General features: G+C 72.3%; 19 protein-coding genes. 4 read left to right on the top strand and 15 right to left on the bottom strand.

Features of this window, described 5'->3' with window-relative positions:
- Nucleotides 1–37 precede the first annotated feature (37 nt).
- The gene (dapE, locus tag ACXNSR_RS25255) at nt 38–1,117 is read right to left on the bottom strand and encodes a succinyl-diaminopimelate desuccinylase (protein WP_458637738.1); all 1,080 of its coding nucleotides are present in this window, start codon (nt 1,115–1,117) and stop codon (nt 38–40) included.
- 87 nt (nt 1,118–1,204) lie between these two features.
- On the opposite strand from dapE, the gene ACXNSR_RS25250 reads away from it, so the two are divergent.
- Nucleotides 1,205–2,182, top strand: coding sequence for a hypothetical protein (locus ACXNSR_RS25250; protein WP_458637737.1), 978 nt, complete (start codon nt 1,205–1,207; stop codon nt 2,180–2,182).
- 253 nt (nt 2,183–2,435) lie between these two features.
- Nucleotides 2,436–2,789 carry an ATP-binding protein gene (locus ACXNSR_RS25245; RefSeq protein WP_458637736.1) on the top strand — a complete coding sequence of 118 codons (354 nt, stop codon included), beginning with the start codon at nt 2,436–2,438 and terminating at the stop codon, nt 2,787–2,789.
- A 77-nt stretch (nt 2,790–2,866) separates the two neighbouring features.
- Here the strand turns inward: ACXNSR_RS25245 and dapC are convergent, their stop codons facing one another.
- Both dapC and fdxA read right to left on the bottom strand, forming a co-directional pair.
- The gene (gene dapC / locus ACXNSR_RS25240; RefSeq protein ID WP_458637735.1) at nt 2,867–3,985 is read right to left on the bottom strand and encodes a succinyldiaminopimelate transaminase; all 1,119 of its coding nucleotides are present in this window, start codon (nt 3,983–3,985) and stop codon (nt 2,867–2,869) included.
- A gap of 108 nt (nt 3,986–4,093) precedes the next feature.
- Nucleotides 4,094–4,423, bottom strand: a complete 330-nt coding sequence (gene fdxA, locus ACXNSR_RS25235; RefSeq protein WP_030011906.1) for a ferredoxin — start codon at nt 4,421–4,423, stop codon at nt 4,094–4,096.
- A gap of 117 nt (nt 4,424–4,540) precedes the next feature.
- Here fdxA and ACXNSR_RS25230 point away from each other — a divergent pair, with 117 nt between their 5' ends.
- Together ACXNSR_RS25230 and ACXNSR_RS25225 are read left to right on the top strand one after the other, a co-directional pair.
- Complete coding sequence (locus ACXNSR_RS25230; protein ID WP_458637734.1) at nt 4,541–5,527, top strand: GNAT family N-acetyltransferase; 987 nt, start codon at nt 4,541–4,543, stop codon at nt 5,525–5,527.
- Nucleotides 5,524–6,318, top strand: a complete 795-nt coding sequence (locus ACXNSR_RS25225) for a transglutaminase family protein (protein WP_458637733.1) — start codon at nt 5,524–5,526, stop codon at nt 6,316–6,318. Before ACXNSR_RS25230 ends, ACXNSR_RS25225 begins: the two co-directional genes overlap by 4 nt.
- A gap of 259 nt (nt 6,319–6,577) precedes the next feature.
- Here the strand turns inward: ACXNSR_RS25225 and ACXNSR_RS25220 are convergent, their stop codons facing one another.
- The 12 genes from ACXNSR_RS25220 to ACXNSR_RS25165 form a co-directional block, all read right to left on the bottom strand.
- Complete coding sequence (locus ACXNSR_RS25220; RefSeq protein WP_351155624.1) at nt 6,578–7,195, bottom strand: response regulator transcription factor; 618 nt, start codon at nt 7,193–7,195, stop codon at nt 6,578–6,580.
- Nucleotides 7,196–7,197: 2 nt separating this feature from the next.
- Entirely contained in the window at nt 7,198–8,286 is a 1,089-nt protein-coding gene (locus tag ACXNSR_RS25215) for a sensor histidine kinase (RefSeq protein WP_458643385.1), read from the bottom strand.
- 80 nt (nt 8,287–8,366) lie between these two features.
- Complete coding sequence (locus tag ACXNSR_RS25210) at nt 8,367–9,107, bottom strand: ABC transporter permease (RefSeq protein ID WP_458637732.1); 741 nt, start codon at nt 9,105–9,107, stop codon at nt 8,367–8,369.
- Nucleotides 9,104–10,045 carry an ABC transporter ATP-binding protein gene (locus ACXNSR_RS25205; protein WP_458637731.1) on the bottom strand — a complete coding sequence of 314 codons (942 nt, stop codon included), beginning with the start codon at nt 10,043–10,045 and terminating at the stop codon, nt 9,104–9,106. Before ACXNSR_RS25205 ends, ACXNSR_RS25210 begins: the two co-directional genes overlap by 4 nt.
- A gap of 145 nt (nt 10,046–10,190) precedes the next feature.
- Nucleotides 10,191–12,077, bottom strand: coding sequence for a peptidoglycan binding domain-containing protein (locus ACXNSR_RS25200; protein WP_458637730.1), 1,887 nt, complete (start codon nt 12,075–12,077; stop codon nt 10,191–10,193).
- Between the two features lie 343 nt (nt 12,078–12,420).
- The gene (locus ACXNSR_RS25195) at nt 12,421–12,804 is read right to left on the bottom strand and encodes a DUF6113 family protein (protein WP_458637729.1); all 384 of its coding nucleotides are present in this window, start codon (nt 12,802–12,804) and stop codon (nt 12,421–12,423) included.
- On the bottom strand, nt 12,801–13,697 hold the full coding sequence (gene mshB, locus ACXNSR_RS25190) for an N-acetyl-1-D-myo-inositol-2-amino-2-deoxy-alpha-D-glucopyranoside deacetylase (protein ID WP_458637728.1): 897 nt from the start codon (nt 13,695–13,697) through the stop codon (nt 12,801–12,803). The genes ACXNSR_RS25195 and mshB overlap by 4 nt, the downstream gene beginning before the upstream one ends.
- A 24-nt stretch (nt 13,698–13,721) precedes the next feature.
- Nucleotides 13,722–13,916 carry a hypothetical protein gene (locus ACXNSR_RS25185; protein ID WP_030012369.1) on the bottom strand — a complete coding sequence of 65 codons (195 nt, stop codon included), beginning with the start codon at nt 13,914–13,916 and terminating at the stop codon, nt 13,722–13,724.
- Between the two features lie 351 nt (nt 13,917–14,267).
- On the bottom strand, nt 14,268–15,338 hold the full coding sequence (locus tag ACXNSR_RS25180; RefSeq protein ID WP_458637727.1) for an ABC transporter ATP-binding protein: 1,071 nt from the start codon (nt 15,336–15,338) through the stop codon (nt 14,268–14,270).
- Complete coding sequence (locus ACXNSR_RS25175) at nt 15,331–16,314, bottom strand: ABC transporter ATP-binding protein (protein ID WP_458637726.1); 984 nt, start codon at nt 16,312–16,314, stop codon at nt 15,331–15,333. The genes ACXNSR_RS25180 and ACXNSR_RS25175 overlap by 8 nt, the downstream gene beginning before the upstream one ends.
- Before the next feature lie 12 nt (nt 16,315–16,326).
- Nucleotides 16,327–17,376 (bottom strand): ABC transporter permease, encoded by a 1,050-nt coding sequence (locus ACXNSR_RS25170; RefSeq protein WP_458637725.1) that lies wholly within the window; start codon nt 17,374–17,376, stop codon nt 16,327–16,329.
- Nucleotides 17,369–18,292 carry an ABC transporter permease gene (locus ACXNSR_RS25165; protein ID WP_458637724.1) on the bottom strand — a complete coding sequence of 308 codons (924 nt, stop codon included), beginning with the start codon at nt 18,290–18,292 and terminating at the stop codon, nt 17,369–17,371. Before ACXNSR_RS25165 ends, ACXNSR_RS25170 begins: the two co-directional genes overlap by 8 nt.
- Nucleotides 18,293–18,320 lie beyond the last annotated feature (28 nt).

Here is an 18,320-nt window from a genome sequence, read left to right as displayed (position 1 = left end):
ATCAGGGTAGGCGCACAAAGGTGACGAGAAGCGGAATTCAGGAGGTCAGCCAGGCGCGGAGTCGTTCCTCGCAGTGCAGGATCGCCTTCGTCTCGACGCGTTCGTCGACCTTGTGCGCCAGCAGGGCGTCGCCCGGGCCGTAGTTGACCGCCGGGACCCCGAGGGCGCTGAAGCGGGAGACGTCCGTCCAGCCGAACTTGGGCATGGCGCGGCCGCCCACCGCCTCCATGAAGGCCTCGGCGGCCGGGTGGGAGAGGCCGGGGAGGGCGCCGGGCGAGGAGTCGTCGACCACGAACTCCGCGATGTCGCAGTCCGCGAACACCTCCCGGACGTGGGCCAGCGCCTCGGCCTCGCTGCGGTCCGGGGCATAGCGGAAGTTGACGGTCACCGTGCACGCGTCGGGGATGACGTTGTTGGCGACGCCGCCCTCGATGCGGACCGCGTTGAGGCCCTCGTGGTACTCCAGGCCGTCGATGACCGGCCTGCGGGGCTCGTAGGCCGCGAGGCGGGCGAGGATCGGGCTCGCCGAGTGGATGGCGTTGGAGCCCATCCAGCTGCGGGCGGAGTGCGCGCGCTCGCCCGCGGTGCGGAGCAGGACCCGCAGGGTGCCCTGGCAGCCGCCCTCGACCTCGGCGTTCGAGGGTTCCAGCAGGACCGCGAAGTCGCCCGTCAGCCAGTCGGGGTGGGCGGCCGCGACCTTGCCGAGGCCGTTGAGGTCGGCGGCGACCTCCTCCTGGTCGTAGAAGACGAAGGTGAGGTCCCGGTTCGGCTCGGGCACGGTCGCGGCGATGCGCAGCTGCACGGCGACGCCGGACTTCATGTCGGTGGTGCCGCAGCCCCACAGGACGTCGTTCTCGTCGAGGCGCGAGGGGACGTTGTCGGCGATCGGCACGGTGTCGAGGTGGCCGGCCAGTACGACGCGCTCGGCGCGGCCGAGGTTCGTGCGCGCGACGACGTTGTTGCCGAAGCGGTCCACGGTGAGGTGGGGCAGGCCGCGCAACGCGTGTTCCACGAGGTCGGCGAGTACCTTCTCGTCGCCGCTCACGGAAGGGATGTCGACGAGCCGGGCGGTCAGCTCGGCGGCGTCCAGGGTGAGGTCCAGCTCGGATTCGGACATGGAACTGACCCTAACGCCCCGGGGTGTGGCGAAGCGTCCCTCGTCCGGCCGGTGGACGCGTCATATGCCTCAAGTACGGTGGGCCGCGTGTCCGAGACCCGTGATCCCCGTCCTCGTCGCCGCCGGCTGGCCCGGGCGGCTGTCGGCCTGCTCGTTCTCCTCGCGGTGATCGGGTACTTCGCCGTGCAGCACGATTCGAACGGGGGCGGCGGCGCCCCGTTCTGCGTGGCGAGCGCGGATCCGGTCGGGGAGGACGAAACCTCCGAAACGTACGAGATGTCGCCGGAGCAGGCGGCGAACGCGGCGACGATAGCCGCCGTCGGCGTCGCCAAGGGCCTGCCGGACCGGGCGGTGACCATCGCGCTGGCGACCGCCATGCAGGAGTCCGCGCTGCGCAATCTCGATCACGGCGACCGGGACTCGCTGGGCCTCTTCCAGCAGCGGCCGTCGATGGGCTGGGGCACTCCGGCACAGATCACGGACCCGGTCTACTCGGCCGGGATCTTCTACGACCACCTCGTCGACGTGCCGGGGTACTCGCGCCTGCCGCTGACGGTGGCCGCGCAGAAGGTGCAGCGCAGCGGGTTCCCGCAGGCGTACGCGAAGCACGAGCCCGACGCGACCGTGCTGACGGCGGCCTTCGCCGGCGGCGGCACCCTGAACTGCGGCGGTCCCGCGCCCACCGGGCCGGGCGACCCGGAGAAGGTACGGGCCGACCTGATCCGGATCTTCGGCAAGGACGGGATGCACACCATGTCCCCGCAGGGCGGCCAGGCCGGCCGGAACACCGGTGGCGGGCAGGCCGCCCCGGAGCCGGAGGTCACCCTGACGGAGAAGAAGAACGGCGGCGAGGACGCGACGCGCCGCAGCCGGGCGATGGCCCACTGGGCGGTGGCCAACGCGAAGGCGATGGGCATCTCCCGCGTGTCGTACGGCCGGCACGGCTGGATCGCGGGCAAGGACCGGGGCCGGTGGCAGGACAAGGGCGCCACGGGGACGAAGGACGGCGTCAAGGACCCCCACTACGCGGGGCCGGGCGAGGTACGGATCTTCATGGCCCGCTGATCCGCTCCGGTGCGGGGCACGCGCCGGGGGCGCCCGGGCTCACGTGCGAGCGATCACCCCTGCGGGGGGATCCGTGTAGCGGGCCACGGATCCCGGATCGGGACGGAATCCCTGGTCGGCGCGCATCCAATGCGTTTTTCGCGGAAGCCGATTAAACGATGCGTTACCGATCCTTTACCCACCGGCACCGCAACTCCACCCGCCCCGGGAGCGGTTAGCACGGCGTACTCAGCCGCTACCGCTTAGGAGCAACATGTCTCTCCCCCTGACCCGTCGGATCGCCCGTGCCGCGCTGCTGCTCGCAGCCGGGGCAGCTCCCGTGGTCGGAGCGGCCGGCGCGGCCAGTGCCGCCGGTCTGGAGTCCGTGCCGCAGCTGGGCCAGCTGACTGCCTCCGACGCCGCCACGGACGCCGCCGGCAGTGCCACCCAGGCCCTGCCGGCCCCCGCCGCCGACGTGGCCGGCAGCGCGCAGGGCCTGCTCGGCGGACTGCCCGCGCAGCTGCCCGCGGCGCAGGAGCTGCCGGTGTCCTCGCTGCCGACGTCCTCGCTGCCGACCTCCGGTCTCCTGCCGGGGGGACTGCCGGGCGGCCTGCCGCTGGGCGGCTGACGCCGTAGGAAACGCCGAGGGGGCCGGGAGTGCGAACTCCCGGCCCCCTCGGGCATGCGCGCCGTGGCACCCGGCCGTCAGCCGAGGCGCTTGACCGCCGCCTCGACCCGCTCGTCGGTGGCGGTGAAGGCGACGCGCACGAACCGTGCGCCCGCCTCGCCGTAGAAGTCGCCCGGCGCGACGAGGATGCCCAGGCCCGCGAGGTGGGCGACGGTGTCCCAGCAGGGCTCGTCGCGGGTCACCCACAGGTACAGGCTCGCCTCGCTGTGCTCGACCCGGAAGCCGTGCGCCTCCAGGGCGGTGCGCAGCGCCGCCCGGCGGGCCGCGTAGCGCTCGCGCTGCTCCTCGACGTGGGCGTCGTCGCCGAGCGCGGCGACCGTGGCCGCCTGCACCGGGGCGGGGGTCATCATGCCGCCGTGCTTGCGGATCTGCAGCAGCTCGCCGAGCACGTCCGCGTCACCGGCGACGAAGGCCGCCCGGTAGCCCGCCAGGTTGGAGCGCTTGGAGAGGGAGTGGACGGCGACGATGCCCTCGTACGAGCCGCCGCAGACGTCGTCGTGGAGGACGGAGACGGGCTCGGCCTCCCAGCCCAGCTCCAGGTAGCACTCGTCGCTGAAGAGCAGGATCCCGTGCTCGCGCGCCCAGGCCACGATCCGGACGAGCTCCTCCTTGGCGATGACCTTGCCGGTGGGGTTGGACGGGGAGTTGAGCCAGAGCAGCTTCACACCGGCCGGGTCGAGCTCGGTGCCCGCGGGGTCACTCGCAAATGTCTCGGCGTCGTAGACGACCGGCTCGGCGCCGCACAGCCGCGCCCCGACCTCGTAGGTGGGGTAGGCGAGCCGGGGGTAGGCGACCTTGTCCCCGGCGCCCAGGCCCAGCTGGGTCGGCAGCCAGGCCACCAGTTCCTTGGAGCCGACGACCGGCAGGACGTTGCGGTGTTCGGCGGCGCTCGCGCCGAGGCGGCCGCGCACCCAGCCGGTGATCGCGTCGCGCAGGGCGACGGTGCCCCACACGGTCGGGTAGCCCGGGGAGTCGGCGGCGTCGATCAGGGCGCGCTGGATCAGCTGCGGGACCGGGTCCACGGGCGTGCCGACCGACAGGTCGACGATGCCGTCCGCGTGGGCCGCCGCCGTGGCCTTGTAGGGCTCCAGCTTGTCCCAGGGGAAGGCGGGAAGACGGTCGGATACTGCGGCCACGGTGGTCTCTGCTCTCTCTGAGTGCTGGTGTGTACGGGTGCCGCAAACACGTCGGTCCCGTGCGGCGGGAAGGCCGTACGGGACCGAGGGGCGCGTCTGCCTGAAAGGTCAGTGCTCGCCGTTGATACCGGCGGGCAGCGCCGCGACGAAGGGGTGGTCGCGCTCGATCAGGCCCAGCTTGGAGGCGCCACCGGGCGAACCGAGCTCGTCGAAGAACTCGACGTTCGCCTTGTAGTAGTCCTTCCACTCCTCCGGGGTGTCGTCCTCGTAGAAGATGGCCTCGACCGGGCAGACCGGCTCACACGCGCCACAGTCGACGCACTCGTCCGGGTGGATGTACAAGGACCGCTGGCCCTCGTAGATGCAGTCGACGGGGCACTCTTCGATGCATGCCTTGTCCTTGACGTCGACACAAGGCTCCGCGATGACGTAGGTCACGCTCTCGTTCCTCCTCGGTAGGGCTGTCCATATCGCGCGGGAGCGCGGCGTCGTCGATGCCCGCACCTAGTATCTCCGTTCCCGGGCACGATCCGAACAGGAGGGGCGGACAGAGCTGTGGAAATCACTGCCGGTGGACTGCTGGAGGTCCGTATTACCCCGGCTGACGTGGGTAAACGAGTCTCTGTACGACGGGTGGAGGCCGTAGTGAGCGGATCACCCGAGTTCACGGACACGGTCGGGGTTCTCACATCCTGGGACCAGGGTGTGCTGCTGATCACAAAGAAGGACGGACAATCCGTCCGCATCTCGGAATCCTCGCTGGTGGCGGGCAAGGTCGTGCCGCCGGCGCCGGCCCGGCGGCGGGGTCCCGCGGCCTCCTTCGAGGAGCTCTCGCGGGTCGCCGCGCGGGCCTGGCAGCCGCTGGAGAGCGAGCCGCTGGGCGGGTGGACGCTGCGGGCGGCCGCCGGATTCACCCGGCGGGCCAATTCCGTGCTGCCGCTCGGCGACCCGGGGATACCGCTGGACGATGCACTCGCCCGAGTGACGTCCTGGTACGCGGAGCGGTCGCTTCCGGCCTACGTGCAGGTCGCGACGGGGGCCGCCGGCACCCAGGAGATGCTCGGCGCGGAGCTGGAGCGGCGCGGCTGGACGTCGGAGGTGTCGGCGGAGGTACGGATCGGGGCACTGGCGCCGGTGGCCGACGTGGACGCGCCCGCGGCCGGGGACGTGCGCCTGACCCGGGTCCCGGACGAGGAGTGGCTCGGGCGCTACGGGAGGGTGAGCGACCCGGACGTGGCCCGGCGGATGCTGGTGGAAGGGCCGTCGGTGTGGTTCGCGGCGCTGCCCGGCGGGCGGGCCATCGGGCGCTGCGTGGTGGACGGGCGGTGGGCCGGCTTCGCGGCGGTCACCGTGGATCCCGCGCACCGGCGGGAGGGCCTGGCGACGGCGGTGATGGCCGCGCTGGCGCGGCGGGCGCTGGAGGAGGGCGCGTCGGCGGCCTGGCTGCAGGTCGAGACGGACAATCCGGGGGCGCTGGCGCTGTACGACGCGCTGGGCTTCGCGACGCACCACACGTACCACCACTACCGGGCGGCCTCGTGAGTGCGGCGGCCTGGCGGGAGCAGTTCGCGGCCGAGGCCCGGGCGGAGCGGCCGGACCTGGCGCTGCTGTGCCTGCTGCTGGCCACCGAGGGGGATCCGGAGCTGGACGAACGCGCCATGGACCGGGCGCAGATCGAGCTGGACCGGCTGGCCGGGATGCTGCCGTACGGGCTGCGCGGCGGGCGGGCGTGGGCGAACGCGGTGACGGAACTGCTGGGCGGGCGCCTCGGGTTCCACGGCACCCCGGCGGACTACGACCGGCTGTCGTCCTCGCTGCTGCACGAGGTACTGAGGCGGCGGCGCGGCCTGCCGATCCTGCTGTCGGTGGTGTGGCTGGAGGTGGCCCGGCGGGCCGGGGCGCCGGTGTACGGGCTCGGGCTGCCGGGGCACTTCGTGGTGGGCTTCGGGGATCCGGAGGAGGGCGTGGTGGTGGATCCCTTCGCGGGCGGCGCCTCCCTGGGCACCGGGCCGGCGGAGCTGGCGTCGGGGCCGCGTGAGCCCGCCCGGACGCTGGACATCGTGCGGCGGATCCTGGCGAACATCCGGACCTGGGCCTCGGCCCGCCCGGAGCAGTCGGGGGTGGCCCTGTGGGCGGTGGAGCTGTCGCTGCTGCTGCCGTCGCATCCGGCGGCGCTGAGGTACGAGCGGGCGCGGCTGCTGGTGGAGCGGGGCTCCTTCCGGGAGGGGGCGGCCGAGCTCGACGCGTACGCGGGGGTGGTCTCCGCGGTGGACGCCGACGCGGCGGCCCGCATCCGCGCCGAAGCCGTCTCGGCCCGCGCCCTCCTGAACTGACCGGGGCCCGCCCCGGTCCCCGCCTCGCCGACGGCACGCTGCCGCGGCAGGCAATTCCAGCCTCGGCCGGGCCACGTCAGCCTCGCCGGCGTTTGAGGCGCGGGTCCGGGCGGAGCCCGGTGCCCGGCGGAGCCGGGATTCCTGGGGCTCCGCCCCAGACCCCGCGCCTCAAACGCCGGCGAGGCTGACGTGGCCCGGTGGAGCCGGAGTGCGGTCGGCAAGGCGGGTGCGGCCGGGGCAGGCCTGGGCCGGAGAAGGGCTAGAGCCAGCCCTTTTCGCGGGCCGCGCGTACGGCTTCGGCGCGGTTGCGCGCCGCGAGTTTCTGGATCGCCGTCGAGAGGTAGTTGCGGACCGTGCCCTGGGACAGGTGCAGCCGCGCCGCGAGTTCCGCGTTGGTCGCTCCGCTCTCCGCCTCCCGCAGGACCTCCCGTTCGCGGTCCGTCAGCGGGTTCGCGCCCTCCGCGAGGGCGGCCGCGGCCAGGGTGGGGTCGATGACGCGCTCCCCCTGGAGGACCTTGCGCACGGCGGCCGCCAGCTGCGCGGCCGGGGCGTCCTTGACCAGGAAGGCCGAGGCGCCCGCCTCCATCGCGCCGCGGAGGTAGCCGGGGCGGCCGAAGGTGGTCAGGATGACGATCCGCAGGGCGGGGAGTTCGGCGTGCAGGGCGGCCGCCGCCTCGATGCCCGTCATGCCCGGCATCTCGATGTCCAGCAGGGCCACGTTCACGTCGTGCGCGCGGGCCGCCGCCAGGACCTCGTCGCCGCGGGCCACCTGGACCCGTACCTCGATGTCGGGTTCCAGGCCGAGCAGCGCGGCGAGGGCCTCGCGGACCATCGACTGGTCCTCCGCCAGGAGGATGCGGATGGGACGTGAGGTCATGGTCACGATCCTAGGGGGACTCGGGCGGTCAGGGTGAAGCCGGTCCGGCCGGCGGGGCCCGCCGACAGGGTTCCGCCGAGGGCCTCCAGACGCTCCGCCAGGCCGGTCAGGCCGTTGCCGGGAACGCTCTGGCCGCCGCTCGTGCCGTCGTCCGTGACGGTCAGCTGCAGTACCGGCCCGTCGAGGGTCTGGCTGGTCTCCAGCGTGACCCGGCAGCGCTTCGCGCCGCTGTGCCGCACCACGTTCGTCACCGCTTCGCGCAGGGACCAGGCCAGGGCCGATTCCGCCGCCTCCGGGAGGTCGTCGGCCGGGGGCGCCGGGAGGTCGGCCAGGACGCCCGCCGCGGCCAGCGCCGTGCGCGCACCCGCGAGTTCGCCGGGGAGGGTGGGCCGCCGGTAGCCGCTCACCGCTTCGCGCACGTCGACCAGTGCCTGCCGGCTGACCTGCTCGATGTCGGCGACCTGCTGGGCGGCCGCCTCCGGCTGCCCGGGCAGCATCCGGCCCGCCAGTTCGCTCTTGAGCGTGATCAGGGACAGCGAGTGCCCCAGCAGGTCGTGCAGGTCCCGGGCCATCCGCAGCCGTTCCTCGTTGGCCGCGAGCTGGGCCACGGTGGCCCGGGCCGCGCGCAGCTCCAGCGTGGTGCGGATCATCGTCCTGATACCGACCATCGCGAAGCCGCCCATGAGGGCCGGGATGAGCAGGCCCGCCAGGTAGGCGCTGCCCTCCGGGACCGCGTTCGCCGTGACCGCCAGCAGGGCGGCGGTGCCGAGGACGGTCCAGCGGGAGTACCGGGCCGGCAGTGCGGCCCCGGAGGCGATGGACACGTAGACGAACAGGACGAGCCATTCGCGGCCCAGGGCCAGCGACAGGACCACGGCCTCGGCGGAGAACAGCGCCAGGGAGAACAGCACCCGGCGGACCGGCAGCGGGTGGACGGTGTGGAAGACCAGCACCAGGAACCAGGCGACGAAGACGGCGAGGCCCAGACCGCCGAGCACCCGGGCCCCGGGGCTGTGCCCGCCGTCGGCCAGGTCGGCGACGGGGGCGCTCAGGTAGAACAGCCAGATGCTGATCCAGAGGACCTTCACCATCTTCTGGTGGCGGTTCTCGGGCTGCTCGGCGAGTTCCGAGAAGTCCCGGTCCTCGTCTTCCTTCGTCAGCGCCACGGGTTTCACGCCTTCAGTGAGTCCTTGCGGTACAGCCAGGCGGCCGCACCGGTGAACAGTACGAAGTACACCGCGAGGAGCACCACGTCCCCGGACCGCGGCGCGCCACCGAGCTCGATGGCCTGGCCCAGGCCCGCGTAGGCGTGGGTGGGGAGCCACTCGCAGATGTTCTGGAGCCACTGCGGGAAGTTCGCGGTGGGCATCCACAGGCCGCCGAGGATCGACAGGGCGAAGTAGACGAGCATCGTGATGGGGCGGACGTTGTCCCCGCTGGCCAGGTAGCCGAGGGCGACGCCGAGGGCCGCGAAGACCAGGCTGCCGGCCCAGATCGCGCCGGTGAGGGCGAGCCACTGCCAGGCGTCGAACCGTACGCCCTTCACGGCGGCCGCCACCGCGAAGACGACGAGGACGGCGGGGAGCGAGAGCACTCCGGCGCCCGCGGTCTTGGCGAGGACGTAACCGCGGCCGGGGAGGGCGGTGAGGCGCAGCTGGCGGACCCAGCCCTTCTCCCGTTCCTTGGCGATGCGTTCGCTGTTGCCCACGAGGACGGCGGTCAGGGCGCCGAAGGAGGCCATGGCGACCATGTAGAAGGCGGGCATGGTCAGTTCGGTGCCCATGACCTTGGTGGTGCCGTCGAGGGTTCCGCCGAGCATCAGGAACAGCGCGGCCGGGTACAGGACCGTGAAGAAGAGGTACTTCTTGTTCCGCAGGGCGCGGACGATCTCGAGCTTGATGAGGGCGTTCACTGGGTGGCCTCCTCGGCCTCGGTGAGGGCGATGAAGGCCTGTTCCAGGCCGAGGCCCGCGACCTCCAGATTGCGGGGGTACAGCCCGAGCGCGTAGACGGCGCGGACGGTCGCGTCGGCGTCGCGGGACTGGATGCGCACGGTGTCGCCGTGGTGCTCGAAGGCCGTCAGGAAGGGCAGGGCGCGCAGTCCCTCGATGTCGGTGCCGACGGCGCCGGGCAGGTCGAAGGAGATCTTCCGGGCCCCGGCCCTGGCCTTGATCTCGGCTGCGGTGCCGTCCGCGAGGAGCCGCCCCTTGCTGAGCACCAGGACGCGGTCGGCGATCGCGTCGGCCTCTTCCAGGTAGTGGGTGGCGAACAGGACGGTGCGGCCCTGGTCGGCCTGTTCCCGCATGGTGGCCCAGAAGGACTGGCGGGCGGTGACGTCCATGCCGGTGGTCGGCTCGTCGAGGACGATCAGGTCGTTGTGGCCGGCCGTGGCGAGCGCGAAGCGCACGCGCTGTTCCTGGCCGCCGGAGAGCTTGTCGACCCGGCGATCGGCGATCTTGTCGATGCCGGCCCGGGCGAGCACCTGGTCGACCGGGTGCGGCCGCGGGTGCAGGGCGCAGCCGAGGGCGACGATCTCCCGTACGGTCACCTCCTCCATCAGGCCGCCGCTCTGCAGCATCGCGCCGACCCGGCCGGCGGCGACGGCCTCGCGCGCGGTGGTGCCGAAGATCCGGACGGAGCCGGAGTCGGCGGGACGCAGGCCGAGGAGGAGGTCGAGGGTGGAGGACTTGCCGGCGCCGTTGGGGCCGAGGAGTGCGACGGTCTCGCCCGGGTGGAGCGTGAGGGAGAGGCCGTCGACCGCCCGGACCGTGCCGTAGCTCTTGGTCACGTTCTCGAAGCTGACCACGGTGTCGGTGGTGGGCTTCGCGGTGCGTGTCGCGGTCGTCGTCATGGATAGAGATTCGCCCGTACGGGGTCCCGCGCGGCAGTGTCGGGCGTCGTGCGTGCCGCATGACGGATGTCATGCGGCGGACATGACAGTGCCCCCGCCCGGGGTACGGGCGGGGGCACCGGTCGGCCGGTCCGGACGGGGCCGGTCAGCTCGGGTTGGTGTCGACGACCACGGTGCGTTCGGCCGTGGTCTTGCCGCGCAGGGCCTTGCCGAGGGCGCCGACGATGTCCTGCGGGGTGACGGCGGTCTTCTCGCCGGTGCCGCGGGTGATCAGGATCCCGTCGAAGGTGTTCCCGTAGGTCGCCTTGAGCGCCTCCAGGTCGAACTTCTCGACGAGGCGGCCGTCGACGAGCTGCATGCTCAGGATCTTGGGCAGGGACCGGGCGCCGAATGCGATGGACTTGGTGCCCACCTTGACGGTGGCGTTGGCGGACATCGCGGGCTCGGCGAACTCCTTCATGGCCCGGTCGAGTTCGGCCTGGCCGATGACCGGCGCCTTGGTGGTGGTCGGCAGTTCGGCCACGGCCGCCTTGCCGGTGGCGACCTGCTCCTTGAAGGACTTGGCCACCAGCTGGACCGAGGCGTCCACGTCGAGGGTGGTGCCGGGGGTGCCGGGGACGGCGACGGCCTTGCCGGTGTCGAACTTGATCGTGCCCTCGGTGGCCGTACCGGAGGTGCCCGCGAGCTCCTGCAGCGCGACCTGGAGCTTCTCCTCGTCGGTCGGCATCACGGGGTCGGCGACCCGCTCGTTGCCGAGGAGCGAGCCGATGACCGTGATCGGGTTGTAGTCGCTGCCGGCCGCGTTGCGGACGGTGGTCTGGGCGTCCAGCGTCAGGCCGGCCTTCTCGGGCTTCAGCTCTACCGGCTTGCCGCCGACGCTGAGCTGGATCGGGGCGGCGGCGCGGCTGCCGAAGGCGGTCTGGAGCTTGGAGACGGCCTCGTCGCGGCTGCCGCTGATGTCGACGCCGAGGACGGTGGTGCCCTTGGGGACGTCGGAGTGGTTCAGGAGCAGCCCGGCGCCGTAGGCCACGCCGATGAGGGCGATGACGCCGCCGCCGAGCAGGACCAGCTTGGAGCGGCCCTTCTTGGCGGGCTTGCCGGCGGCCTTGCCGGTGTCCTTGGGCGGCGCGGCCGCGGGGCGGGGGGCTGCGGGAGCCGGGGCCGGGGTCGCCAGCGGGCCGTCCAGGTCGGGACCGGGCCACTGCGGGGCGTCGTCGAAGACGGCCGCGCCGGCCGGGCCGCCGACGGGGCCGGTGCCGAAGCCGGGGCCGCCGGTGGGTCCGGCGGGGCCGGCGCCGTAGGCCGGGAACGCCTCGGTGACGGGTCCGGTGTCCTCCTGGTCGCCCCCGTACGCGGGGAACCCCTGGGTCGTCCCGACGCCCGGGCCGCCGGGCATCGGGGCCGTGGGGGCGGATGCGGAGGCCTGGGCGAAGCCCTGGCTGTAGTCCGGGACACCGGGCGGCGGCGTGGTGCGCGGCGGGGCGAAGCCGGCGTCCGGTCCGGGCACCGGCGGGGCCTGGGTGCGCTGCGGCGCGGCGAAGCCACCGCCCCGCGCGGCCGGCGGCGGCGTGGGCGTCGGGATCGGCGTCGGGGACGGCGTCCGGGTGGGCAGGGGCCGCTGCGCGAGCGGCGGGGCGGCCGCCGCCGGCGGCGTCCGGTCCGCGGCGGGGGCCGGTGCGGGTGCCGGGGCCGGGTTGGCCTGCTTGCGGGGGGCGAACCAGTTGCTGGCCGGCTCCTCGGCCTCGGCCGCCGGGGCGGGCGCGGGGGCGCCTGCCGGCTCCGGGGCGGCCTCGATGCGGGTCGGCTGCGGCCCGCGCCGCTGCGCGAGCGGCGGCGGGGAGGCCGGCTCGGGCGTCGGTTCCGGTCCGGTCCGCTCGTCGGCGTCGGCCGGGCCGGCGCTGTTGCCCATCGCCTTGCGCACGACCACCGGCGGGATCGGCCGCGAGCCCGGGATGTTGATCCGGATCCGGGTCGTCAGGGTGGTCTCGGTCTTGGGCCCGTCGGAGTCGGGCGTGGACGGCTTCGAGGTCACAGCGTTCTCCTCCGGAGCGGTCGCCGCAGCGTCCGTGGACGGGTACTGGCCGGTTCCGTACGGCGGTGTACCCGAGGGGTAAGCGGCTCCACCGTGCCCCTTGGGCCCGGAGGACGAACTGTCGGTTTCACGACTCAAGGCAGGTTCTCCCGGTTGGCTCCACCGCCCGTCATACCGTGCGCGGGCAGCTCGGCGGCCCGTCCACCATACTGGCCGCCGCCCGCGGGCAACTGACTGGCGGGAATCAGCGGTTCCTGATAGCCCCCGTCAAACCCCTCTGAAGTGCCCGGCATGCACGCGCGCGCCCTCCTCGGCGAATCTCCCTACGAGGTCCGACACCACGTCACTTGGCAGACCGGGCGGCCGAAACCGGCCGATCCAGCGGACCGCGCATCGTGGCACACATCACAGCGAGAACAGTTCCACCCAAAAGGTAGACGTACACGCCGATTCCGGACGAACCGAGGAGGAAGTCCCCCTCGGGGCGCGGAACGCTGAGCATCACGTAGGAGAGGAACCAGCCGACCGCGGCGCCGCCCACCCCGAAGCCGGTCCCGAGGGCGATCCGGCCCCCGAGGAACAGCCCGAGGACGGCCAGCAGGGCGAGCAGCAGACCGCCGGGGAACCAGAGGCCGACCACCAGCCAGCCGGCCGCGCCGGTCAGCGCGCCCAGGACCAGCATGCCCAGGCAGCCGGCGATCCGGCCGGGCGTGACCGTGCCGCTCATGCCTCCACCCCCGCGAAGAGGTCGTGTTCGCGCTCGCCCGCCGGGGCGCCCGGCCGGCCTTCGACGAGTTCGTAGTACTCGCGGGTGAACAGCGGCTGCGCCAGGTCGTTGGAGAGGGCGAAGAAGGGCCCGTCCACGGCGATCTGGGTGGCATGGGCCCGCATGGCGGCCGCCTTCGCCGCCACGAGGGTGTCCTTGGCCTCGATCTCGGTGGTGATCCGCTCGTCGGCGACGACTCCCGGCACGTCCCCGGGCGAGCCCACCGCGGGGAAGGGCAGCTCGCCCCCGGCGGCGCGCAGCCGGGCGAAGCCCTCCTCGACCACCGAGCGCGGGACGCGGTTCCAGTAGATCTTCCCGACCGTGTGGGGCGCGCCGAGGTCGCGCCGGTACGCGGTCTCCGCGGCCAGTTCGGCGGCGCGCATGGCGACCCGGTGGGCCTGGATGTGGTCGGGGTGCCCGTATCCGCCGTCCGGGTCATAGGTGACGAGCACCTGCGGCCGCAGCTCCCGGATGACCTCCACGAGGTACGCGGCGGCCTCGTCCACGTCGGCGGACCAGAAGGCCTCCGGCCGGTGGTTCTGCGGGGCGCCCATCATCCCGGAGTCCCGGAAGCGGCCGGGGCCGCCCAGGAACCGGTGGTCGTGGACGCCCAGTTCCGCCATGGCCGCGGCGAGCTCGCCGACGCGGTGGGCGCCGAGGGTGTCGTCACGGTCGGCCGCCAGGTGGGCGAGCCCGGGCGGGATGACCTCACCCTCCTCGCCCAGGGTGCAGGTCACCAACGCGACGTGGGCGCCCTCGGCCGCGTACTTGGCCATGGTGACGCCGTTGTTGATGGACTCGTCGTCGGGGTGCGCGTGCACGAGGAGCAGACGACGGGCGGGAAGACCGTTCATGGGGCCTAGCCTACGAGGCGGGACCTAGAACTTGAGGCCACTGATCATGCTCGCCACGTTCGAGGTGAGCTGGCTGAGCGTCGGGGCGATGGTGGAACTCGCCAGGTAGAAGCCGAGCAGTACGCAGACCACCGCATGTCCCGCCTTCAGGCCCGCCCTTCGGACCAGCAGGAAGACGATGATCGCCAGCAGCACCACGGCGGAGATCGAGAGTGCCACGGCGTTTCACCTCCACGTCGAGCGGACATCGGTACGCGTATTCGTGCTCGGCAGGAGTCATACCCACCGTGCGCTACGGATCATAACTATCCGTACCAGCGCATCGATCGAAATCCGGCAGCACGAGGGGCGCATGCCGCGCATGAGTGGGGGCACGGGGAGGCCGGCCGGTGAGGCTGCACGCCTCCCCGGCCGGCTGTCGGCACCCGCACGGCCGCACGGCATCCAGGCTGCACGCCTCAGATCTCGGGGCAGAAACGGTCAAGTTGCCCGCACGTAAACGGAGTTGCCTGGGGTGGCACCGCTCCCCCGGTTGACGCACCGTGGTGGCCGGAAATGATCGGTCGGCGGCTACTCCTTCGTCAGCGGATCCGCCGGTGGCGGGCCCGGCGGCGGCTGGTCCGATGGCGGGACCACCTGTTTCTCCGCCGCGAAGTGACAGGCCGAGGGGTGGGCCGCCGGACCGGAGGGGAACACCTGCGGGACCGCGAGCAGCGGGACCTCCGCCGTGCAGCGGGGCTCGGCCTTCCAGCAGCGGGTGCGGAAGGGGCAGCCCGAGGGCGGGTTGGCCGGGGAGGGCACGTCCCCGGTGAGGATGATCCGCTCGCGGCGGGATCGGGCCTGCGGGTCCGGGACCGGGACGGCGGAGAGCAGCGCCTGGGTGTACGGGTGGGTCGGGTGGTCGTAGATCTGGCTGTCGGTGCCGATCTCGACGATCCGGCCCAGGTACATGACGCCCACCCGGTCGGAGATGTGCCGGACGATCGAGAGGTCGTGCGCGATGAAGACGTAGGACAGGTCGAAGTCGCTCTGCAGCCGGTCCAGCAGGTTGATCACCTGGGCCTGGACGGAGACGTCCAGGGCCGAGACGGGCTCGTCGGCGACGATGATCTCGGGCTGCAGGGCGAGGCCGCGGGCGATGCCGATGCGCTGGCGCTGACCGCCGGAGAACTGGTGCGGGTAGCGGTTGATGTACTCCGGGTTCAGACCGACGACGTCGAGGAGCTCCTGGACCTTCTGCCGGCGGTTGCCCCTGGGAGCCACCTCGGGATGGATCTCGTACGGCTCCCCGATGATGTCGCCGACCGTCATGCGCGGGTTCAGCGAGGTGTACGGGTCCTGGAAGACCATCTGGATGTTGCGGCGCACGGCCTTCAGCGCGCGCCCCGACAGTTTGGTGATGTCCTCGCCCTTGTACGAGATCGAGCCCGCCGTCGGCCGCTCCAGATTGACCAGCATCTTGGCCACGGTGGACTTCCCGCAGCCGGACTCGCCCACGATGCCGAGGGTCTCGCCGGCGCGCAGGCCGAAGGAGACCCCGTCGACCGCCTTGACCGCGCCCACCTGCTTCTTCAACAGGATTCCCCGGGTCAGCGGGTAGTGCTTGACCAGGTCCTTCACTTCCAGCAGGGACTCAGCCATGGAGGCATTCCTTCCAGAAGTGGCAGGCGCTGGTCCGCTCCACCGGGGACTCGGTCACCCGGTACAGCGGCGGGACGTCGGTGCGGCACACCGCCTGCGCCATCGGGCAGCGCGGGTTGAAGGCGCAGCCGGGCGGGATGGCCACCAGGTTCGGCGGCAGCCCCTTGATCGCGTACAGCTCCTGGCCCTTCTGGTCCAGACGCGGGATGGAGTCCAGCAGGCCACGGGTGTACGGGTGTGCGGGCGCCCGGTAGATCTCGTGGACCGGAGCCGCCTCGACGATCCGGCCCGCGTACATGACCGCGATCTTGTCGGCCACGTCCGCGACCACGCCCAGGTCGTGGGTGATCAGGATGAGGCCCATGTTCAGCTCCCGCTGGAGCTCGGCCAGCAGGTCCATCACCTGGGCCTGGACGGTGACGTCCAGGGCCGTCGTCGGCTCGTCCGCGATGATCAGCGAGGGTTCCAGGGCCAGCGCCATCGCGATCATGATGCGCTGGCGCATGCCGCCCGAGAACTGGTGCGGGTAGTCCCCCACCCGCTCCTTCGCCGCCGGGATCTTCACCCGGTCCATCAGCTCGACGGCCTTGCCCCGGGAGTCCTTGCGGGACATCCCGCGGTGCACCTCGTACATCTCGCCGAGCTGCGCGCCCACGCTCAGGACCGGGTTGAGGGAGGAGAGGGCGTCCTGGAAGATCATCGCCATCTCGGCGCCGCGGATCCTGCGCCGCTCCTCCTCCTTCATCGCGAGGAGGTCCTTGCCCTTGAAGAGGATCTCGCCGCCCGCGATCCGGCCCGGCGGCATGTCGAGGATGCCCATCACGGCCTGGGCGGTGACCGACTTGCCCGAGCCCGACTCGCCGAGCACGGCGAGCGTCTCGCCCTCGGCCACCGAGTAGTTGACGCCGTTGACGGCCTTGGCGACTCCGTCGCGCGTCTTGAATTCCACGTGCAGGTCGCGGACTTCGAGCAGCATGTGCGGGGCTCCTCAGCGCAGCTTGGGATCGAGGGCGTCGCGCACCGCGTCGCCGAGCATGATGAAGGCGAGGACGGTCAGGCTCAGTGCGCCAGCCGGCCAGAGCAGCATGTGCGGGGCGTTGCGGATCTGGGAGGCCGCGTTGGAGATGTCGATGCCCCAGGAGACGGTGGGCGGGCGCAGGCCGACGCCGAGGAAGGACAGGGTGGCCTCCAGGGCGATGTACGTGCCGAGCGCGATGGTGGCGACGACGATGACGGGGGCGATGGCATTGGGCGCCACGTGCCGGAGCATCATCCGGCCGTTGCCCGCACCGAGGGCCCGGGCCGCCTGGACGTAGTCGTTGTGTTTGGCGGTGATGACGGAGCCGCGCCCGATGCGGGCGATCTGCGGCCAGCCGAGGAGCACGATGAAGCCGACCACCGGCCAGACGGTGGTGCTGGTGACCACGGACAGGAAGACCAGGCCGCCGAGGACCACGGGGATGCCGAAGAAGATGTCGGCGACCCGGGAGAGCAGCGCGTCGCCCCAGCCGCCGAAGAACCCGGCGAGCCCGCCGAGCAGCGAGCCGAGCAGGGCGGCGCCGAGGGTGGCGCAGACGCCCACGGTGATGGAGGCGCGGGCCCCGTAGACGGTGCGGGTGTACACGTCGCAGCCCTGGGTGTCGTAGCCGAAGGGGTGCCCCGGGGAGGAGCCCTGCTGGGACTTGGACAGGTCGCACTGCAGCGGGTCGCCGCTCGCGATGAGCTGCGGCCAGATCGAGATGATCACGAGGAAGAGGATCATCAGCGAGGAGATGACGAAGACGGGGTTGCGGCGCAGCTGGTGCCAGGCGTCGGACCACAGCGAGCGGGCCCGTCCGCCGGAGGCGGCTGATGGGTACAGCTCGCCGGGGCCGGTCCCGCCCGGCGCGGCCGTCTTCTCGATGCCCTCGACGCTCTCGGCCGCCTCGATGGCCAGGTCTATGGGTCCCCCCTGGCCCGTCGGGGATACCGCCTCGTGCGGGCGGGGGCCGACGGGATCGTAGCCGCCGGGCCCTTCGGGACGCTCGGGGTCAGGCATAACGGATCCTCGGGTCCAGGACCGCGTAGAGCAGGTCGACGAGCAGGTTGGCCAGCAGGAAGACGATGACGAGGATGGTCACGAAGCCGACCACCGTCGGGGAGTTGTTCCGCAGGATGCCCTGGTAGAGCTGGTATCCGACGCCGTGGATGTTGAAGATCCGCTCGGTGACGATGGCACCGCCCATCAGGGCGCCGATGTCGGTGCCGATGAAGGTGATGACGGGGATGAGCGAGTTGCGCAGCAGGTGGCGGGTGACGACCCGGCGGCGCGGCAGGCCCTTGGCGACGGCGGTGCGCACGTAGTCGGCCTTGGCGTTCTCGGCGATGGAGGTGCGTGAGAGCCGGGTGACGTAGGCGAGGGAGACCAGCGCGAGCACGATGCCGGGCAGGATCAGCTCGTTCAGGGGGGCGTCCGGGGAGACGGTCGGCCGCACCCAGCCCCATTTGACGCCGAAGAGGTACTGGAGCAGATAGCCCGTCACGAACGTCGGTACGGAGATGACGACGAGGGTGAGCACCAGCACGGTGGTGTCGACGGACTTGCCGCGGCGCAGGCCGCTGAGCACGCCGAGGGTGATGCCGATGACGATCTCGAAGAAGATCGCGACCAGGGTCAGGCGCAGGGTGACGGGGAAGGCCGAGGCCATCAGCTCGGTGACGGGCTGGCCGTTGAAGGCCGTGCCGAAGTCGCCCTGGAAGATCTGGCCCATGTAGTGGACGTACTGCTCCCACAGGGGGCGGTCGAGGTAGAGGTCCTTGCGGATGCGCGCGGCGGTGGCCGGGTCGGGCGCCTTGTCGCCGAAGAGGGCCGCGACCGGGTCACCGAGCGCGTACACCATGAAGAAGATCAGGAACGTGCTGCCGATGAACACCGGGATCATCTGGAGCAGCCGCCGGATCACATAACGTCCCATGGACTGCTCCAGGATCGATCCGAAACGC

The organism is Streptomyces sp. NC-S4, from assembly GCF_054353315.1.
This window is presented reverse-complemented; position numbering and strand designations above follow the sequence as displayed.